The following is a 19,778-nucleotide window of genomic DNA, read 5'->3' on the forward strand; positions in this document are numbered from 1 at the left end:
GAATAGTTGCCCTTTGGCCGCCGAAAGCGTCAGACCATCCCTAAAAAGCATCGCCTATATGCTTGAGCAAACTGTCCCGTAAGCCGGTACGGAACTGGCCAGTCGGATCGCCCAATGCATCAAAAGCAACGAGATCAAGAAGGCTGTCCGCTGGGGAACGCTTAGCGGGGCAGTGTGCCCCTTCTGGTCGTTCCTAGGCCTTGAGTAGACCTGTAGCAATGAACGCTTTACGGTAAATTGCTTTGATGACGAGTTCCTTGCCGGCGTTGTATTGCATGGAATGTTCGCCGGCAGCCCGTGACAAAGCTGCCGCCTCACGCTTGGTATCTGCGTAGAGAACGCGATCGTCGGGATTGGCGCGAAGCCAGTCGCGGAAGATGCGATGCTTGATTACCTCGGGACTGTCATAGCCAAAAACGTGCAGATGGCAGGCTGGCTCCAAGAGGCGCAGTACGCGATGTCCAAACCACCAAGGCTCCCGAACCCTTAGTTCGAAGCCTGCACGTTCGAGTGCTGAAACGTATGGCGCCTCATCGTTGGGGTCGGCGACGATCAGGTCAATGTCGATAATCGGTTTGGCGGGGAGGCCTGGTACGGAGGTCGAACCAACATGTTCGATGACCAGTGCGCGCCAGCCCAGAGCATCCTCGATCTTCCTGGCGAGCAATTGGAATTGCCCGGGCCATGCATCACTCGAATCGACTATGTCGAAACTCAGTGATGGTCCGGCGCCAGGAACATAGGGGGATTGCCCTTCTGGCACGGGTGGGTCGTGAAACGTCACAATGTCGTTGAGGTGTGGCATGGCCCTATTCTCACGGATCCTTACGGCGTCGGAGCTCTGCAACACTCTCCCTGTGGCAGATAGTCCCATGAGCCGAAGCCTTACGGGTCCGCAAATCACCCTATGCTTGGCACCGTCGGCGTCACGGCGACAGCTTTGGCGGTGTGCGCGCGAATCCTGGCCTGCGCCACTGTGTATCGCAGCAGCAAATGGCGGATTTTTCGAAGCCTCAAAGGTCCCGGCATGGCCGTTGGCTGTTCGGCCCACAATCCGGTCCGAAAGTCGACTATGTAGAATAGAACCGAGAAAAGGGTAGAGCGTGGTCATGGAAAACAACGTCGCCGTAGGGCTGAGTGTCACTGTGATAGCGATTGCCGTTTTGGCGGTCCTAGACGCCTGGGTCTACCTCGATGCGCGATCACAGGCGCAGAAGAACCATCCGGTCTCCGTCCAAATAGGCAGCCTTGTCATTGAGGAACCCCGAGCTTGGTTCACGTTCTGCGTGGTGCTGTTCGCGTTCTTCTTCCCGCTCTACCTGGTAGCACGACGCACGAAGGCCTAGCGCTTCCACAGAGCGATATGAGCCTCGCTCCCGGGACCAACCCCAGTGAGGCCACGGTCTGAGGTGGGAGAGGATTGTGCCCGCAAGCCGAACCTTCGTGGGGAATACATGTGGGGAGGCGCCCGGGAGTGCTCAGCTTGGTGCGGGAGCGTCCGTGGCGATCCTTTCGATGATGGCCGCAGCGGCGGCGCATCCGTCTGCTGTCTCAAATTCGCGGCGTATGGCCTGTGCTCGCTCGCGCCAGCCCGGGCCGGCCAAAATGGTGTCGACCGCTTTCGCGACGGCGTCCGCGGAGGGCGACTCGGTCCGGAGGTTTATTCCTACCCCGGCGTGCTCAACCCGGGCATTGACGTCGTTCTTGCCTTCATTGATGCCGGCGGAAACCACGGGCACCCCATGAGAGAGACTCAGCAGCACGCCGCCGAAACCGCCGTTGGTGACGAATACGTCGGTGGAAGGGAAGACCGTTTCAAAGTCGACGAAGTCTTCCACCACAACGTTTGGCCCCGAGTACAGTTCTCGGAGATCGTCCGTGCCGGCCCCGCCGGTGGCCACGACCACCAGCATGTCCCGGTCCTTGAGCGCTTCGATAGCGGGGATGATGAGCTTGTTGGGGTCCTTGTTGTCCACGGTCCCTTGGGTCACTACCACCGTTCGGGCGTAGCTGCCCAGCTGCTTGATACCTGCTTCCGCCGTGGCACGCCGGTAGGGAAGCAGGGCGCCGACGTAATGGACCTTGGGATTGACTTTGCTGCGCGGATAGTCAAGGGAAGCGGTGCCTGTTTGGATCACGGCGTCGGACCACCGGTACGGCTCATCGGTGAAGGGCCCACCCGTGGCGGTGTGGAGACTGAAGTGTTCGAGCTGCTTGACGTAGCTGTCTCGTGCGGGCTTGGTCACCACTTGTTGGGACACCAGCCGGGCGCCCGCCTGCAACAACTTTTGCGGCGGGGTGCGCGCCGGCAGGAAACCAAAGAACAAGGGCGGCACCCAGGGGTCGATTTCCATGTTGCCTATGGCCACGAAGCTGACGACCGGCTTGCGGATCAGGGTAGAGACGAGGTGCTGGATATACATGGAAGCGTCCATGACGAGAACGTCGAACACATACCCGGCGTGGAGCTCGCGAATGTCCTCAAAAAAGTTGGTCACGTTGCTGGCGAAGATCCGTTCACCATCAAAGCGGGCCGCCATGGGACCCTTGAGCTTTGCACGCTGCGGATACAGCTCGTTGAGATTATCCGCGGTGTGTTCGATCGCCCGGACGAAGGGAAAATGACCAATGCCCAGCTCAGCCAGTTTCCCTGCGAAAACGCTCTCCGTATAAAAGGCAACATCATGCCCGGAGTCCTTCAGACGCATGGCGATTCCGGTCATGGGATTGAAATGCCCGGCAATCGCCTGGCTTGCCAATAAGATCTTCACGTTCGTACCCCTGCTCGTCACAGCAGCCGCCGGCCCCGACCAGAGATGGCCGCACTCGTGTTGCGCAGATCATACGCCGGGAGACACAGCGCCACAAGGCCACGCGTTGACTCATAGAAAATCTCCGCGTAGCCATATACGTTGCCTCATTTGATTTCCTCCGCGTCGGCGTGGCGTCAAATCCGGGTTAGCGGTATCGGGTACGCCAGTTTCTATGGAGCTGACAATGGTGCAACGGAACCTAGAAATCGCACTGAAGCCTTTCACACTGCCCTCTGGTATACGCTGAAAATATCCTTGGACCTACGAGCCAAATGCCGCTCATCCATGCAATCTGACGATGGAAACTACAAAACCGCGGGCAGCTGCTTGGTCGTCGAGGGATCGCCTGACGGCCGTGCCTTGTCCACGATGTAGACCTGTCCCTCTGGTGCCTTTTTGTGGGATTCCGTGGTGTAGAAGCGGATCTCATGTCCGTCTGGGTCTGAGAGTCCAGGCAGTATCCACCCGAGGGAGGCGACCTGAACACCCGAATGAGTGTCCCCCAATTCGGTCAACCGCTCGGAAAGCTGGTCCAGTGCGTCCTTTGTTGGAACGCCGATGGAGAAGAAATCGAACCCGGAAGAGGCGGCTGCTTTGGTCGGATCCAGTCGAAGCGCCAGCCGGGGGCCGCCATTAGCATGATTCAGGGCAAGGCCCATGACTTTGCCGTCCTCACGGAACTCCATCGCCGTGACGTAGCCAAGCCGGCTCTGGAACCATTCTCGGCTGCGTTCGAGGTCGCAGACCGGGAGTTTGAGGTGATGCACGCCATCTAGTGGGGGAACTTGACGGTCCACGGCCTGCTCCTTCGGTCATAGGGTCTTTTAAGCCTAGGCCGGATTACGTCGATGGAATAGGGTCGGAGCTACCTCATATTCCCTTCGGAGCCTTTGCACACACATCTGTGAAGAACGCATTGATGTTGATTAGCAGGAAGCCATGCGGTGGCGTTTGTGCGGAGCCCTTGGATCCGTGGTCATCGGCGTGGCATCGGCAAACATCAGCAGTACTGCCTTCAGTACTGCTGGGATAAACCCTGGCGAAGTATTCGAGGGCTCGATGGCCATGGGATTCCTTGGGTTCTTGCTCACCGTCATCGTCACCGTTGACGCCTACGCTGCCGTGCGTTTGCGTCGGTAGTTATGAAGGATTTCTCCAAGGGCCTTCAATATGTCGTGGGTTTCACGCTCGACTGCCACATTGTGTGAGCTGGAATGCTGGTGCTGCGACGCCAGCCAGCCTGACGTCCCGGGGAAAGCTCCCAGCTCATTCGACGTGCCACTACCGGTAGTACGGCGATCGAAGGCGCTATTGTTGCCCGGAACTACACGTAACTGCCCGGCCGGGTTCAGGGAAGTGAGAATTGCAGAATCTAGCTGATTTTGGTGACGGAATGTTTAAAGTGATGAGCGTCAAGTGCTGAAAAGGATGACCAGAAGTTCCGGAAAATTCTGTTGAATTAGATGAGTAAACGATGACCTAGGCCATTTTTTGGCCTTATGTGGCTCTGGCCTGTGAAATGAAACCGCAGCTCAGAGGCCCTTTAGTGCCCCGGGCCGGACTCGAACCGGCGGCCAAGAGAAACTCAGGAGTCTCATGCCAACAGCCTTCAATCGACGCCAAAAACCGCCACTTTCCGGGGGAGTGCCGATCAACTAGGCCCCTTTGGCATACCAATAATTGGCATGGGTTTTCGTTTAAAAACGTGAGTAAAACGTGACGAGCACCTGCAGCGTAGTGCCGGAGCTGCTGTCTGGTGGCCGTTTGCAGGTGCATCGACATGGTGGATGGCATGTCACTGGATGTGAACGGTACGCCATCGTACTTCGACAATTCGTGTTGTTCAGGACGTGGTTTCGGTTCGGCCCGTCATCCGGCCATGGTCGCCGGTGGTACATGCTTTTTTAGTGAGGTTCATTTTTTGAGGTGAACTGCTTCGGTGACGTTTTCGGCCCGGAGTTCGTGCGTGGTCGCCCGCCAATATACGGTCTTGGGGTAATTGGCAGGTTCCATGATTTGTTCCCATGTCATTTCAATTTCATGTTGGAAGTTCTCGGGCCAATCGCTGACCCTGTTGCCCCACTGCCCTGCGGCCGATACCCGGCCAAAAAAGTCGTCGAGCTGGTCATCGAACCTTTTACGGTAGGCATCGTCGTTCTCATGGGGTCGTGGCGCTGCAACGGGGCAGTGATTCAGCACTTGATGCCAATCGTCGTATTGCGACAGGAGCACGTGTTCCCGTGGAATGTGGCACGTCAGGAGTACATCTCCGTCTGCCCAGCCACATTGGGAGATCAAGTCAGGTCGACGGATCTTCGCCCAAAACCACAGGGCCCCGTCCCCGCGGGTGGGGAGGCGTTTGTTCATTTGGCGGTACAACCACGAGTAGGCGTCCTCCTTGGTGGGTGCTGCCAGCGCGGGGTTGGGAACGATCCGCCCCGTCGAGCAAAGTTCGTCAAAAGCCGCTTCGGACTGCACGGTATGAAGGAGCAGGACGGGTGCTTGAATAGCGTAGGGGATGCGCCCTTTTGGCACGGCGTGGGCGCTGGGCGAAGTGCGGATGGGAAAGTGCATGTCCCCATCATGTCTGCCGCCACCGACACTGGGGCCACGAAAACGCGTAAAACAGCTGGTCCACTCCGGGGCAAACGACGTCGGCGTCTAGGCAAAAAAAGGTTCCGTGATGAGTCCACAGCCTCATTCGCGAACAACCTGCAATCGTGGACAGGCAGAGTGAGGCCAGCCTTAGGGTGCAGTGTCGTGGTTTCACATATCCTGAAGATTCATCACTTGCGCTATGGGCGAAAATTGAAACTTTATGAAGTGGCGGCAATCGGGATCGCTGCGACGTTGCTTTTGGCCGGATGTTCCCAGTCGTCTACAGAGGCTGTGCGAACCGAGGCAGAAATGACTGCGACGGCTCCCACACCAGTTGTACAGTCCAAATCGGATGCCGTGCCACCGACGGTATCGCCGACGCCGGCACGCCCAGTGACCGTTCGTGGAGAACTTATAAAAAAGGTCGGCCAAGAATCCAGTTGGGGCTATGACGACACAGGTATCACGCTGCACTTCAAAGTCACGTCGATCGCACCTATTGAATGCGACATGTCGGGAGCCAAGCCTAGCGGGACGGCACTTGCAGTTGGACTTGAGATCGCTACTGATGCAAACTTCTTCGGCCCGCTGGAGGTCAATGGCGTCGATGGCCAAATTAGCTTCGGATCCTACTATTGGCGAGGCTACGAACCGGACGGCACACGCATGAACAGCGTGGACTCGAGTGCTGCGAACAACTGCCTGCAGGACAGGGGCCGGCTCATTCCTGACTACTTCGGGACGGGTGAGAAGTTGAAAGGCCTTGTGATACTTGATGTCACAACGCCGACAGGAACGATCGTCTTCAACCCTGCTGGTGGCGACGGTTGGGCATGGAAATACTAATCATGGATCGGAAGGGTTTGCCCAAGGTTTACTCGGCATCTGACACGAAAATTGGGTGAGTGAGCATGGTGGGTTGCTCGTTGGGTGTGTTTCGGTCTGGCTGGTCGGGGCGGATTCGGTAATACAGACGAGGTAGCCGGTGGCTTCTGGTTGGCTGATGGCAGGGCAGGGCAGGGCACGGGCATGGGCCTTGGCCGGGTCGCTCCGGGTGATGTAGCCGGCGCCAAGGTCGCGGTAGAGATCTCCGGTGGAGAACATGTATCAGGCCGCTGTGAGCTTGGCGTGTTCTAGTGCGACGACGGCCGTAATCCAGCTGCGTCGACAGACCAGGGCAAGTCGGACTTGCAGCACCGTGGAAGGTGGTGAGGGCTTAGCCTCGGATCGCGGCGGCCACAGCCGTCGGCAGCGCCCGCAGCTGTTCGGCCGTAAAGTCTCGGGCGGGGATGTTCGGTCGCCGTCTGAAGTCGGTCTGCCGGACAAGGTCCATTGGGATCGGGATTCCGGGGATCGCCTCCACTCCCTGCGCGAGTGCCTCCCGAACTTCAGGCTGCCCTCGAAAGTCGGGAAACCTCACTTCGACCTTCGCCGAAGCCTCTTTCGCGGAGGCGGATGTATATAGGGCCACCGGCCATCTCACGCCGCGAGGCGAGCTGATCGAGCAGTTCAGGGACGGGGTTTGTGCTCTGCCGCCGACAATTTGGAACCCGGCGGAGCGCAGTGCGCCCAAAAACTCGAAGATCAGCGGCGTCGCCGTCGGGTCATATGCATCGCACCAGGCCAGGAAATCTTCCTCTTCCCAGGTCCGCAAGCTTGCGGCGGACGCCGCGGCCTTCGCCTCGACGAAATCGGCACCGTACGCGGTGGGGATGAGAATCTCGACGTCCCCATCCTGAGCATGCACGAATTCGACGACGATTACCCCGGTTGTGGGGACGGTTACGGCGTTGAGGAACTCGACGATCCGCTTGACGTCGTCGTTCAGATCGTCGACGGCGAGGACAAGATTGAACCGGCCGGATGCGAGGTTCTCCTTCACCGCAGTCTTAATTCGGCCATCTTGGTCGTCCAGCTCCTCGAACGGGGAGACCCTGCCGCCGTCGGTGCGCCGCCATACCCGCTCGAACTCGTCCACGTCCATCCGCCACATCTTGGATGCGTAGTCGAGGACTTGCCCAATCACCTCGCGTCGCACCTGCGGATTCGCGGCCAGCTTGCATTCAACGAGGGTCAGCTTCCCCTGCGTGTCCAAGATGACGACGTCCGCTCGACCTGCACCGGACTGAAATTCACGGCACGCCACGGCATGCTCGGAGACGCCGGGCACCAGGTTTGGGTGGGCGTGCAAGATCAGCTGTAGGGCATTTTCATTCTCGTAGCCCATGCCGGCGGGCTCACGCCAACCGCTCTCCGCGTCGCGGATCAGAATGCCCATGTAATGGCCTCAATTCCCTTGGAGGAAGAGTAGCAGGGATCGTCAGCGCCGCGCGACGGACTTCTATGAGCTATTCATTCGGTCACGGTTTTTCAGTGTCCGGGAAGGTTCCTTCATTGGGGACGGGCTGGGAGTCTGGCCGGCGGGATGGCGATCGCGGGAGCTGGAAGATCGAGTCTGCAGCGCCCGGATGCTTGCGGTCTCAAGGGAAGGTACGGGCTAACCGATGGTCGTGAGTGCCGGGAGCAGGGCGATCGGAGGGCCAAATCATGGCCGCTAAGCTCTCAACTCGTCCAGACCGGAAAAAACCGCGGAATCCAGCGATTTTCAAGCCCGCCTGTCGATAGACTTGACTGAAAATTGAACCCAATTTGACCACAGTCAAGCCAAAACCGTGACCAACTTTTTGTGCAATAACGTGAGTAAAGCGTGACTTGGCCTCTCAACGCTTCTGGCTCAAACTGTAAAACCGCAGGTCAGAGCCACATTTGGTGCCCCGGGCCGGACTCGAACCGGCGGCCAAGAGAGTCTAGCCATCTGGATGTCACGGGGTGCTGATGGCTATCAAAATTCGTTTCTTTTGGGGAATCTTCTCCCTTTTTGACTCCCACGATATGTCAGCAATCGCCGTTGTTTTCGCTTGAATTAGATGGGTAAAAGATGAGTGACACCGCTGGGGCCTTTGACGTTATCGGGGCTTGACCGCGAAATCTGTGAAATCAGGTTCATCAGTAATCCTCCTCGGCGCAGTGAATGTTACCGTCCGTGATTACCATTTTAGGCCTGAGGATTTAGTTGGACGGCATGCTGGTGTGCGGTCTTTGGTGATTTCAGGGTGTTGCCAGGGTCCCTTCAATTCATGCAATGAGCGCCCTCGTGGCCTGTCCTGCGGGCAACGTTTCATGGCCGCTACCGGTCATTCCGTGTGGGTAAGCAATGTTCTGACGGGAGGGAGGATCAACAGGTTAACCGCGGACTCGTTTTCCTGCGCGCAGCGCGAATTCGTCTAGGGCCTCGATGATGGCCGGCGCTATCCATACTTTGCGGCCCTTGATGTGACTGCTTGGCTTGAGGGCGCCGAGTGATTCCAGAGTCGAGATGTTTCGATAGGCCGAGCTTGAGGACTGGCCTGTGAGCTCCATCAGCATCTCAGCCGTCAGTGCCGGCTCACGCATCAGTAGGTCAACCGTCCAACGCAGGCTTTCACTTGGATTGTGTGGCAGTGCCGCATAAATGCCTATCTGGGCATCGCGGATACTTGCGGCCAACGCCCTGCCGTTGTCCGTGGCGGAAAAAGTAGACTCGGCGAACATCTCGGTTATCGTTTCTGGGTTGCCGCCCTGGTATGAGCCCAGCGCTTCAAAGTAGGATTTCGTGTTCGCCAGCAGGCCCGAGGAGAGGGGAATGGTTACCTTCTCGGTGACCCCCTTGTTTCGCAGCAGGGCGCTAACAATGGCACGACCGGTACGGCCATTGCCGTCTGGGAAGGGGTGGATCGTCTCGAACTGAGCATGGGCAATTGCCGCCTGGGTCAGGACGGGAATATCATCGCGCTGGATGAACTCCACCAGATCGGCCATGGATGCTTTGACGGTTTCATGCCGGGGCGGGACAAAGCTTGCCGAGTGGGGTGAATTTCCGCCGATCCAGACAGCTTGGGTGCGCAGGCGGCCGGCGATTTCGGGATGAGTCGCCTCCAGCAAGGCCCGATGCATGGACAAGATATTGTCCAGACTGATGTCGTCTGAGAGGTCGATGGCTGCTCGCATTGCGGTGACGTTGGAGGCTATCAGCGACGCATTCGTGCTCGAGTGATCCCCAAGTTGCGCCAACGCAATCCTTTTGGCGCCAGCCGTGAGATTCTCAATTTCCGAGCTGGCCGCGGATTCGCTGCGTAGCAGAAGTGCTGCGAAGGGCGCGGCGTCTTCACCGAGGTCGCGGTCGAACCGCACCATGTCGATTGTTGCCTCTTCGGCTAGTGCTGCCACGGGACTACTGATGAAAGGTTGGCTGCTGGCTATGGGTTGCACCACGGCAGCTTGGTAGGGGCCCCTGGCCATCAGCCGCTGACGACGGGAAGCGCTGGCATCGGCTGCGCCGACCCACTGAACTTCCTCGAAATCAATGGCTGGCCAAGGGCTTTGAACCCGGTCGGTTGAGTTGCGTGGTTGGTTCATACCGGCCTCATCATTGGAATCCATAAGTGTTGTTTTCCCAATATTATCTGATTCTGGGAAAATAGACACCCTCTCTTCCCAAGCACCTATGCAGCCAAGACGTGACACAAGCAACGGCATAGGGGATACGCAGTGGCATCGGATGGGCCCAGTCGACTTGGATCAGTCTGCTGTCGCGAAAACCTAGACGAAAATTCGACGAGAGTTATTGGTTGTTGGTGGAGCCCCCTTCCGGCTTTAAGGGAAGTAAACGCCCCGGGCTGCCACCGGAATTTTTCAAGTCAGCCCGATCGATGCGTGGAGGTGGCGCGCGAGGCGACTGCAATGGTTATGAGAAGTCTTGGAGGATTTCGTCCGCTGCCCGGCGGCCGGAGCGGATCGCGCCGTCCATATAGCCATTCCAGATTGCAGAGGTTTCCGCGCCTGCCCAGTGGATGCGGTCCACGGGAGCGGCGAGGGCCTTTCCGTACTGCGTCTAGGCGCCAGCGCCAAGCCGTCCGCCGTAGCAGCCGCGGGTGAATTCCTCGGCCGTCCAGTCCTGCTCAACGATGTCGAAGGGCTCTGCTGCCTGAGCTCCGAAGTACTTCACCAAAGTCGCGATGACGAGCCGGCGGCGGTCCTCTGCGCTCAACAAACTGGCGGTGCGGGCGTGGGAGCCTTCAAGGAAGCCGACCAATACCCGCAGGATCCGTCATTCGGGCTGTTATCCAAGACGACGTTGAAAGCGTCGTCGAAACTCCACACACTGCCGTTGAGTCCGTCGTCGCGCCAGAACGGCGTGTCGTATCCGATGTGGAACTTGATGACGGCTCCAGTACCGTCTTGGTGGATGGTCCGGACCACGCTATTGAGCCGTATCGCATCGCTTAGTGCGGTGGCCATCCGCTCAGAAATGAGGTGAGTTCCGCCGACGACGCGCCTTTCTTGGGCACCTCCGGTGGTATTCATCAGTGAATCCAGGCTGGTCCCGGATTTGGCGTAGAACAGAAAGTGCAGGAGTGAAAGTTCGGGAGACTCAGCCGAGAAAAGCGCCGGAACGAGGATCCGGAAGAACCGTCGAGCGAGGCTGTCTTCCGTGTGGGAAACTAGCCAGGAGTCAAGGGTCTGGCGGTCCAAGTCCGCGGCCCCCTCGGTTTCCCAAGGTTCACCAAGCACCACCGTTGAGGCTAAGGCTTCCAGCTGGTCCCAGAGCCCACCAGCCTCCACGGCCGATTCGGGTGGTAGTCCATACGTCCTGTCCGAGTAACGAACGACGTCCCCGTCGACCACGGTCAGTGCTTCGCCTTGATCAAAGGTCTGGAAAGTCTCAAGTCCCAGTTCCTCGATGAGCCTAAGCACCACATCCTGCGTAGGACCCACCCATTGGCCGCCCATCTCCACAGGAACTCCGTTGCTAAGAATTCCGCCCATGGTTCGGCCTGCCACCCGGTCACGGGCCTCAAGCACGGCCACTGTCTTCCCTGCCGCCACCAACTTCCGGGCAGCGCTGAGGCCGGCCAGACCCGCGCCCACGACGACTACGTCCACGTCAAACATCCCCCACGTACTAATTCAGTCATAAAGCCAACAGTCAGGCCACGATCGGCCTCACTGTTGTGCAACTATCCGGAATGATCAGGCGGACGGTGCGAACGCTGCCCGGCCCTGCACAGCCGAGGATCCCAAGTCGCCCTTGGGCACGGTGGTTCCTGACGTGACGGCCTGCACCCAGTCGTTCGTGCTGGCAACTGTGGCAAAGTTGGAGTGCAGCAGGACCATCAGCGTCTCGTGCAACTCCTGCGCTCCGATCTGACCCGCCTCATTCGCCAGGTGGACCGCGCCACTGGCATCGGAGAGCACTTCAACTCCGATGCCCAAGGGTTCGGCTGCCGCTGCGGTGGCCAAGTCACAGTTGTTGGTCATGTAACCGACCAAGGTGATGGCCTCGACATCGTTGGATCGCAGCCAGGCCTCGAAGTCAGTGTCGGCGAAGACGCTGGCGTAGCCCTTGATGATGTGCTTCCACGAATCCTGGCGGCGGGCGGCGACCTCCGGGTGCAGCTTCCAGCCTTCGGAGCCCTCGGCGAACACCGGGGCTCCGGCCGGGTACTGGTGCTGCACTACAGCAACAAGCATCCCCTGAGCTTCGGCGAGATCGATGGCCTTGATGATGTTTGCCAGGGACTCGTTGCGATCGGGGTACTGGATCGCCAATGGTCCTTCATCTGCAAAATAATCGTTTTGCGCGTCGATAATAACCAGAGCGCGGCGCAATTCAGCCATGGTGGGCTCCATTCGTTGTATTTGGTTGGTGATTCCAGCATGTCATCGCTCTCTCCGATACAGTGAGTGGCGTATATGCACACTCTCGATGGAAATGGGCCAAGATGAAGATTGCCATCCACGCCTTCGACGGCATGACCATGTTCCACCTGGCGACTCCGCTACTTGTCTTCGGCGAAGTGGCGCGGCTGGGTCTGGGCGACGACTGGGAGGCGAGGGTTTTTACCGAGGTCGGCCAGTCAGTGCGCAGTGCCGAAGGGTACGTGATTGGGGACGTCTTCGGGCCGGAGGTTGCCGATGATGCTGACCTTGTGGTTTTTCCATCGTGGTTGTCAGGGTTGCCTGATCCTTCCGACGCCCTGCTTCGACTGGTCCGAGATTCCCACGAGCGGGGAGCTATGATTGCCGGCCTGTGCCTTGGTGCGTATCCGGTGGCGTGTAGCGGTGTCCTTGATGGACGCACGGCGGTGACGCACTGGGGTGCAGCCCAAGCCGTGGCGGTCAAGGTCCAGGCCGTGAATTTTGGCGACTCCGCGCTCTATGTCGACCACGGTGATGTACTCACCTCGGCAGGCACTGCTTCTGCGTTGGATGCTTGCCTGCACATTGTGCGAACGCGTCTGGGTTCGGTGGCCGCGGCGGCCGTGGCGCGTCATATTGTCATCGCCCCGCATCGTGAAGGCGATCAGGCTCAGTACATTGCCCGGCCACTTCAGGACCCTGACCTTGACGGTCCCTTGGGTAGGACAATTGAGTGGGCGCTGGCGAACCTAGACCAGGACCTTGAGGTCGAGGGTTTGGCGGCCCACGCCACCATGAGCAAGCGGAATTTTACCCGCAGGTTCAAGGAAGTCACGGGGCTCTCCCCGGCGCGGTGGGTACTGGGTCGTCGCCTCGACGATGCCCGGCAGCTGTTGGAAACCACGAGCTGGAGTATCGCCCGCATTGCGGAATCGTGCGGTTTTGGCAGCCCGGTGACCTTTCGACAGAACTTCGTCGCAGCCTACGCCACGACCCCGACCTCGTATCGGACCCGCTTCACCAGTCGCTAGCTTTTGGTTTCCGCCAGGCCCATTCAGGAATGGCTATGGAACCGCTCCGGTCAACCGGCGGGAGACTTCTCTTGCTTGCGGGCATAGGCGCGATTGGCCCGTTGTCTGGCGCCGCAGCGTTCTGAGCACCACTGGCGCCTTGCGTGGGTTCGAACCATGAACCGATCACACGGTGCGGCTGCGCAGCGTGCGATGCGGTGTGCATCCGCACCGGTCAACAAGGCGGCGGCATCTTCGGCGATGTGAGCCATTGCGTGATTGACGAGCTGGCTTGTTGGGTGGTTCGCAACCCGCAACAACCCTTTGTCGGGGTCGTATTGCAGTAACGCGGCGCTGGGCACTGCCGTCAGGGCACGGTTAATGCCGCTCAGTGGCTCGGCATTCGGCGCGACGCCTTCGGTGTGCGACTCAAGCACCCTCCGGAGGTTCTCTCTGAGGTCCGTGAGCTGGAGTTGGCAATAGGCCAGCAGTCCGGTGTCAACGGGCGCGAGGTCGTGCATGATGAGCCATGCGGTGGCATCTTCCGGGGTGTTGAGCTCATCGACGCGTTGCCCGCCCGGGAGCGTGACGATGCTATTGGCCAACGCCAGGCACGGATGCCCGACGGTGCCTGGGGCGGGAGGCAGTGGGACCTTTGTCATAATACTCACGGTATCAGTTGCACTTTGGCGTGATAAGAACCTACAGTGGATTATCACGTCAAAAAATACATTATCCCGTGATAAGTGAGGTAGTTCATGAGCAAGCTAAGCCTTTCCGGCACCGCCCCCTTCGTTCTGTCGGTACTCGACAATTCATTCACCGGAGTTGGCCACTCTGTGGGGGAAACTTTCGAGGAGATGATTGCACTCGCGCAGCTGGCCGACCGGCGCGGTTTCCAGCGATTCTGGATGTCCGAACATCATGCGATGCCTGGTGCCGCCACTCCCTCCCCGCAGCTTATGGTGGCTCGGCTCATCGGCGAGACCGAGCGCATTAGGCTCGGGGCGGGCGGGATCATGCTGCCCAACCACGTGCCTCTGGTGGTTGCCGAGCAGTTCGGCATGCTCGACGCGCTGGCCCCGGGACGGATCGATCTCGGTCTGGGGCGTGCTCCAGGCACTGACGGAGCAACCGCCGCGGCCCTGCGACGTCACCACGCGGGGAACGATGAATTTCCTGAGCAAATCGCAGAACTGGTGGGATTCCTGGAAAATGACTTCCCGCAAAATCACCCCTACAAGGAGGTGCCGGCAGTGCCGGGGCCGTGGCAGGCAGAGCAGAACCGGGTCCCACGGTCGGAGACGAGCGCTGATATCTGGATTCTGGGGTCATCGACCTACTCCGCGCAAGTCGCCGCCCGGCTCGGTAGGCCGTATGCCTTCGCTCTGCAGTTTGGCAGTGCCGACGTCTTGAATGCCATGCGGATCTACCGCGAGAACTTCCGCCCGTCACGGTTCCTCGCGGAGCCATACAGCCTGGTCAGCGTTGGGGCGGTTGCTGATGAGGATCCCGCCGAGGCACGGCGCCAGTCGGCTTCCACCGCCATGGCCATGCTGAGAATGTTCCAGCGCAGGTCCTTCTCACTGCTTCCTCCCGAGCAAGTCGAAGCCTTCCAGGGCTCCGCCCAGGAGCGATCGGTCATTGAGGAATACACCGATCGGGCACTTCATGGAACCGCCGCCGAGGTGGCGGAAGGCTTGGAGGAGCTTCACGGACAAACCGGTGTCGACGAGGTGATGCTGGTCGTTCAGGGATATTCGCGCAGTGCCCAAGCGCGCACAGTGGAACTCATCGCAGACCACTACGGCATGCCCACCAACTAAGGCCTAGATTCACCGGAATTGATGTTGAAGGACAACGGTTACGTCACTCCGCGGGACTTCACCAATTCGACCAAGTTCAGCCTCAAGAAGCAAAAGATTCTTGAGGCATGCGACCGAGTTGTCATCCCGCGATCGCCTGTGTTGAAGTGGAGCGGTGTTCGGTCACCCTAAAGTCATCGCGCCGAAAACCTCTCAATAGCTTGCTACTGAGAGGCTGTTGAGCTGCGGCGATGAAAGTCCGGCAGGAAAGGGCATGCTGTCGCCAGTCATTGGGCTGCCGGCTGGAGGCATGATCGCCGAATTACGTGAGCTGGAAGGTAGATGATGCCGGGCCAGAAAGCACATGTTACTACAGATGGTTCCTTGCTCACCGAAGTTGCCCAGTGCCGGGAGTACGGCGATCGAAGGCCCTATTGTTGACCGCAACTGCCCGGCCGCGTTCGGGAAAGTGAGAATCGTGGAATCTAGCTTTTTTTTGCGACTGCATGTTGAAAATGATGAGCGACATGTGCTGAAAATGATGACCAGAAACTCAGGAAAAGTCTCTTAAATTAGATGAGTAAAAGATGAGTTGGGGCAATTTTAGCCCCCGAAGGTCTTGACTTTTGGGGCATAACCGCAGGCCAGGGCCATGTCGTGCCCCGGACTGGAAGCGAACCAGCGACCAAGAGAATCTAACCATCTGGATTTTGCCAGTTGCCGTCGACTGCCAAAATCCGCGTGTTTCCGGGGTACTTCATAGTTTTCGAAGGTCGTGGCATGTCGTGCTCTGCCATAGTTCTTGGTTGAAAAGGGGGAGTAAAAGGGGAGTGGTGCGGATTTGGGAGTCTCTAGGAGGCTCATGTGGAGTGCGAAGTCAGATGATAATAGGCTCATCGATCGCCACATCCTGTGGCAGCAGAGCCACCGTCCGTACTCGCCATTTTACTCCGAGGGTGTGGGTCGTAGTTGTTGTGTATTGACTGCGGATTTTGGCTCAGGACAGGAGAATCAAGGGAGAGTGCGCTGGTGGGTCATCGGTGGTTCTTCTTTGACAAATAGCGACGTCAGTAATTATCTATTCAGGCGTTGTGGGACAGGGTTTTCTCGCAATCAATTCACGGGTGCCATAGCGAAAGTGATTCCCAGCCTTCTCGGGCCCCTGTTGATCCAAGAGTCATCCCACTTTCCGTGGGAAACGACCGCAACGCCGTAGGTAGTATGCGGGGGTTCGCACCAAGCGTGAAAGAGGCCAGGTGCTGAATCAGGGTGAGCATCGCGAAGGTTGTGTCTTTTAGCGGTGCGATGAAATCCAGTGAGTCGCTGCGTCCTCGAGCGGGAAGCTTGGGAGTCAGTGAGTAATAGCGGTTGTAGAAGCGCCCGTGGTGTGCGCAGACGTTGCGTGCGACGTTCAAGGCGCGCAACCACGATTTCAGTTGTGCAGCATTGAGCCCGAAATGCTGGGCCACTTCATCGCGCACGTTCAATGGGGCGAAGCTGAAAAGGTAGGAGAGGCCGCCCCAGTCGAGAACGTCAACGGCAACCCAGACGGGGATGACACTGTTGCGGTTATTCCGATGGTGAATGATGAACTCTTCACGTGAGTCTGCCACTTGGCGGTCAAGCTTGGCGAGCCATTTTGGATAATCCTGGGAGCGGTCGATTGTTAGCGGCCATGAAAAACTGCCCATAGGCGGCCACGAAAGTGCCCACTGCTGGCCAGCAGAAATGCCCATTGGTGGCCATGAGATCTGCCCACTCTTTTTACTAGCCTCGTCGTGTTCTTAACGGCGGGAGCCCCTTCCTGGGGTTTGATGTCGGTGTCTAGTCGCACCAAACCACACCAGGAAGAGGCTCTGTATGAAGTCTGACGGAGAAATCATGGAAATTCTTGAAGCGTACGATCTTACGAAGTCGTTTCGCGCCGCGGCAGTCCTCGCGGGTTGTTCGCACCACACCGTAGCCAAGCACGTCGCCGCCCGCACTGCCGGCAAGCCTTTGGCGGAACCAGTATCCAGGGAAAAGATCACTGATGAGTACCTGCCCAAGATCGAGGAACTCGTAGAAAAGACGCGTGGCCGGATCCGGGCTGATGTCGCCCACCAGAAACTGGTAGGCATGGGTTTCGAAGGGTCGGAGCGTTCCACCCGCCGCGCGATAGCCCAAGTCAAAGACGCGTGGAAGCTCGGCCGGGTACGCGTGCACCGCCCCTGGATCACAGAACCTGGCGGCTGGCTACAGTACGATTTCGGCGACGGCCCCTCCATCGATGGTGTGAAGACGGTGTTGTTCGTGGCGTGGCTGGCCTGGTCACGATTCCGGATCGTCATCGCGCTACGGGACCGGACAGCACCATCTGTGTTCGCTGCTCTCGATCGCTGTTTCCGCATTATTGGCGGGGCTCCGGTTTATATCCTCACTGACAACGAGAAGACGGTAACTGTCTCCCACGTGGCCGGGGTACCGGTGAGAAACCTGCAAACCGTGGATTTCGCCCGCTACTACGGGGTGACCGTGTTGACGTGTCAGCCGGCGGATCCTGCTTCCAAGGGCGGGGTGGAGAACGCGGTAAAGGTCGCTAAGGCTGACATCGTGCCCAAGGACACGAACCTGCGCGAGGCGTATGGTTCCTTCGCTGAGGTGGAGGCCGCGTGTGAGGAGTTCATGGCCCACATCAATGCTCGTGAGCACCGCAGCACCAAGCGTAAACCGGCGTTGATGCTTGCTGAGGAGGTGTTGCGCCTGCATCGGGTTCCCGATGACGCCCACACGGTCTCTTTTGGATTAGCACGCACCGTGCCACCGAACACGCCCATGGTCACGTTCAACAACGCCATGTATTCCGTGCCGTCCCACCTGTTGGGGCAGCGGGTGTTCGTTCGTTCCCACGGGGCTGGCCCGGATGAAAAGGTCGTCATCGTGCACCACGGCGTGAATGGCCCGGTGGAAGTCGCCCGCCACGGCAGTGCCAGACCAGGGAGCCCTGCAATCAATGACGATCACTTTCCCGGGTATGTGGAAAGGATCCCGGGCGATTACACACCCAGGGCCCGTACCGGGGCCGAGGCGGAGTTCCTGGCCATCGGTGGTGGTGCCGTTACCTGGCTCAAGGAAGCAGCCGCGGTTGGCACTCAACGGATCAACGTGAAAATGGCTGAGGCTGTTTCTCTGGCGAAGATCGCCGGTGTCATTGATGTTGACCGGGCCCTAGGGACTGCGGCGATTCATGGACGGTTCGCCCATGGAGATCTTTCCTCAATCCTGCAAGCAGGACGGGCCAACATCACCACCCACACCGCGAACGAGGGCACCTCCCTGACTCAGGGCACCGGCGCTTGGGCCGCGATCACCACAACAACCGCCACCGTCAGTGAGGTAAAGCAGTGAACCCGATCAACACCACCGCCCCGGCACTGCCACAGGACCTCGAGGCGATGATGCGTTCCTTGAAGATGCCCCACGCCCGCACCTTGGCGCCGGAACTCATCGCTACCGCCCGTGCCCAGCGCTGGGAACCAGTAGAGGTCATCAAAGCCCTCTTTGCCGAGGAAATCCGTGGCAGGGCCGCCTCGATGCTCGCCACCCGGCGCAAGGCGGCCGGGTTCCCGACCGGGAAAACTTTCGATGTGTGGGACCCGGCCGCTTCCTCGATCCCGGCCCCGACTCAGCAAGCCCTGCGGACTCTGGAATGGATTAGGCGTGGGGAAAACCTTGTCGTTTGCGGGCCCTCCGGTACCGGGAAAACGTTCTTCCTCGAGGCCCTGGGCCAGCAAGCCGTCGAAGAAGGTTTACGTGTGGTGTGGTTCCGGCTCGAGGACCTCGGTCAGCTCATCCGCGCCCACCGCACCGATGACAGTGTCACTAGAGCTATCACCCGGGTGCTGCGCGCTGATTTGGTGGTGGTTGACGATATTGGTTTGTTGCCCGTGGGTACTGATGCTTCCGAGGGACTTTACCGGGTCGTGGATGCCGCCTACGAGAAACGCTCCATCGCGATCTCTTCCAATCTGCACCCGGCCGGCTTCGACGAGCTCATGCCTAAAACCCTGGCGACAGCGACAGTTGACCGGCTCCTGCACCATGCCCATGTCTGCCAGACCAGTGGTGACTCCGTCAGGCTCACCCAAGCCCTGGCGGGGAAGGGAGTAACGAAACTGAGCTAAAACACTGGATCGGAATGGCCAACCACAAATCTAAAGTTGTGGGCAGATCTCATGGCCATATCCGGGCACTTTTGCTGGCCACCAGCGGGCAGAAAACCTGACCGCTGGTGGGCAGAAACTCATGGCCCTTGACAGTCGATCGAGAGGAGTTCCTGCTTGCGATGAATCAACGGGTCAACAGCGCCTAGTGAATACCCCATCAAGGCGCGAAGATAAGTTTCCACGTGCTGTAGTACCGCAAAGGTGGATGAGCGGATCCGGTTGTCGAACTCCCACAGCGCCTGAACCTGGACTAGCGACGTTCCCGGGCGAAAGTGACCGGTTCGGGAGCCGTCGGGTGCCTTCACCCGAAATGAATACGAATAGCCGCTGAGCGTGTAGTAGCCGGCTCGCTGCAGAAGTGCCATTCCTGACGCATCGTCGGCGATGTGAATGCCTCGCCGCCTGAGGATGTCCAGTTGTTCAAAATAGGTTACGTGCGGTTTCGGATCCATCCAATTACCCTCATCGGCGGTGAAAAGTAAAGACCGGCCCTGGACCCCTAGGGGCGGAACCGGTCATGTTGACACTAATTTATCACAGTTGGCGCCTCGAACAGTAGGAAACGTGATCCGCCCGTTTGTTGCCCGATCTGGCTAATGCATTTGTGAA

At 58.8% G+C, this 19,778-nt stretch carries 18 protein-coding genes and 1 pseudogene; 7 read left to right on the forward strand and 12 right to left on the reverse strand.

The annotated features are described in order from the left end of the window. Positions 1-193: 193 nt before the first annotated feature. The gene (locus AS189_RS11615; RefSeq protein WP_062288966.1) at positions 194-805 is read right to left on the reverse strand and encodes a GrpB family protein; all 612 of its coding nucleotides are present in this window, start codon (positions 803-805) and stop codon (positions 194-196) included. Between the two features lie 304 nt (positions 806-1,109). Here AS189_RS11615 and AS189_RS11620 point away from each other — a divergent pair, with 304 nt between their 5' ends. Further along, the gene (locus tag AS189_RS11620) at positions 1,110-1,346 is read left to right on the forward strand and encodes a hypothetical protein (RefSeq protein ID WP_062288969.1); all 237 of its coding nucleotides are present in this window, start codon (positions 1,110-1,112) and stop codon (positions 1,344-1,346) included. Positions 1,347-1,478: 132 nt separating this feature from the next. On the opposite strand, the gene AS189_RS11625 is transcribed toward AS189_RS11620, so the two are convergent. Together AS189_RS11625 and AS189_RS11630 are read right to left on the reverse strand one after the other, a co-directional pair. Further along, entirely contained in the window at positions 1,479-2,771 is a 1,293-nt protein-coding gene (locus AS189_RS11625; protein WP_062288970.1) for a glycosyltransferase, read from the reverse strand. Positions 2,772-3,118: 347 nt separating this feature from the next. Next, complete coding sequence (locus AS189_RS11630; protein WP_193393482.1) at positions 3,119-3,610, reverse strand: VOC family protein; 492 nt, start codon at positions 3,608-3,610, stop codon at positions 3,119-3,121. Between the two features lie 142 nt (positions 3,611-3,752). Here AS189_RS11630 and AS189_RS11635 point away from each other — a divergent pair, with 142 nt between their 5' ends. Beyond that, positions 3,753-3,953, forward strand: a complete 201-nt coding sequence (locus AS189_RS11635; RefSeq protein ID WP_062288973.1) for a hypothetical protein — start codon at positions 3,753-3,755, stop codon at positions 3,951-3,953. A gap of 774 nt (positions 3,954-4,727) precedes the next feature. Here AS189_RS11635 and AS189_RS11640 read toward each other — a convergent pair. Continuing rightward, positions 4,728-5,387 (reverse strand): DUF3841 domain-containing protein, encoded by a 660-nt coding sequence (locus AS189_RS11640; RefSeq protein ID WP_062288976.1) that lies wholly within the window; start codon positions 5,385-5,387, stop codon positions 4,728-4,730. Between the two features lie 186 nt (positions 5,388-5,573). Here AS189_RS11640 and AS189_RS19930 point away from each other — a divergent pair, with 186 nt between their 5' ends. Further along, positions 5,574-6,257: a hypothetical protein gene (locus AS189_RS19930; RefSeq protein WP_129587253.1), complete on the forward strand. Its 684-nt coding sequence runs from the start codon at positions 5,574-5,576 to the stop codon at positions 6,255-6,257. A 370-nt stretch (positions 6,258-6,627) separates the two neighbouring features. On the opposite strand, the gene AS189_RS11650 is transcribed toward AS189_RS19930, so the two are convergent. From AS189_RS11650 to AS189_RS11670, 5 genes and pseudogenes are all read right to left on the reverse strand, one after another. Further along, entirely contained in the window at positions 6,628-7,689 is a 1,062-nt protein-coding gene (locus AS189_RS11650; RefSeq protein WP_062288982.1) for a hypothetical protein, read from the reverse strand. A gap of 965 nt (positions 7,690-8,654) precedes the next feature. Next, complete coding sequence (locus AS189_RS11655) at positions 8,655-9,890, reverse strand: Fic family protein (RefSeq protein WP_193393483.1); 1,236 nt, start codon at positions 9,888-9,890, stop codon at positions 8,655-8,657. Positions 9,891-10,194: 304 nt separating this feature from the next. After that, positions 10,195-10,542 (reverse strand): annotated as a pseudogene (locus AS189_RS20755) (flavin monoamine oxidase family protein). Continuing rightward, positions 10,494-11,393 carry a flavin monoamine oxidase family protein gene (locus AS189_RS11665; RefSeq protein ID WP_160320825.1) on the reverse strand — a complete coding sequence of 300 codons (900 nt, stop codon included), beginning with the start codon at positions 11,391-11,393 and terminating at the stop codon, positions 10,494-10,496. The pseudogene AS189_RS20755 and the gene AS189_RS11665 overlap by 49 nt, the downstream one beginning before the upstream one ends. Positions 11,394-11,480: 87 nt before the next feature. Further along, positions 11,481-12,128, reverse strand: coding sequence for an isochorismatase family protein (locus tag AS189_RS11670; RefSeq protein ID WP_062288991.1), 648 nt, complete (start codon positions 12,126-12,128; stop codon positions 11,481-11,483). 104 nt (positions 12,129-12,232) lie between these two features. On the opposite strand from AS189_RS11670, the gene AS189_RS11675 reads away from it, so the two are divergent. Further along, complete coding sequence (locus tag AS189_RS11675; RefSeq protein WP_062288993.1) at positions 12,233-13,180, forward strand: GlxA family transcriptional regulator; 948 nt, start codon at positions 12,233-12,235, stop codon at positions 13,178-13,180. Positions 13,181-13,230: 50 nt separating this feature from the next. Here AS189_RS11675 and AS189_RS11680 read toward each other — a convergent pair whose 3' ends face one another. Continuing rightward, positions 13,231-13,821 carry a CGNR zinc finger domain-containing protein gene (locus AS189_RS11680; protein WP_062288996.1) on the reverse strand — a complete coding sequence of 197 codons (591 nt, stop codon included), beginning with the start codon at positions 13,819-13,821 and terminating at the stop codon, positions 13,231-13,233. Positions 13,822-13,917: 96 nt separating this feature from the next. Here AS189_RS11680 and AS189_RS11685 point away from each other — a divergent pair, with 96 nt between their 5' ends. After that, complete coding sequence (locus AS189_RS11685; RefSeq protein ID WP_062288999.1) at positions 13,918-14,985, forward strand: LLM class flavin-dependent oxidoreductase; 1,068 nt, start codon at positions 13,918-13,920, stop codon at positions 14,983-14,985. 1,097 nt (positions 14,986-16,082) lie between these two features. Here the strand turns inward: AS189_RS11685 and AS189_RS11690 are convergent. Further along, positions 16,083-16,700, reverse strand: coding sequence for an Abi family protein (locus AS189_RS11690; RefSeq protein ID WP_062289001.1), 618 nt, complete (start codon positions 16,698-16,700; stop codon positions 16,083-16,085). Positions 16,701-16,824: 124 nt separating this feature from the next. Between AS189_RS11690 and istA the strand changes: the two genes are divergently transcribed. Together istA and istB are read left to right on the forward strand one after the other, a co-directional pair. Beyond that, on the forward strand, positions 16,825-18,351 hold the full coding sequence (istA, locus tag AS189_RS11695; protein ID WP_062286435.1) for an IS21 family transposase: 1,527 nt from the start codon (positions 16,825-16,827) through the stop codon (positions 18,349-18,351). Beyond that, a complete protein-coding gene (gene istB / locus AS189_RS11700) occupies positions 18,348-19,127 on the forward strand; it encodes an IS21-like element helper ATPase IstB (protein WP_272946725.1) in 780 nt (259 codons plus the stop codon). The genes istA and istB overlap by 4 nt, the downstream gene beginning before the upstream one ends. Before the next feature lie 119 nt (positions 19,128-19,246). Here istB and AS189_RS11705 read toward each other — a convergent pair whose 3' ends face one another. Further along, entirely contained in the window at positions 19,247-19,621 is a 375-nt protein-coding gene (locus AS189_RS11705) for an Abi family protein (protein ID WP_062289004.1), read from the reverse strand. Positions 19,622-19,778 lie beyond the last annotated feature (157 nt).

The organism is Arthrobacter alpinus (assembly GCF_001445575.1).
Taxonomy (GTDB): Bacteria; Actinomycetota; Actinomycetes; order Actinomycetales; family Micrococcaceae; genus Specibacter; species Specibacter alpinus_C.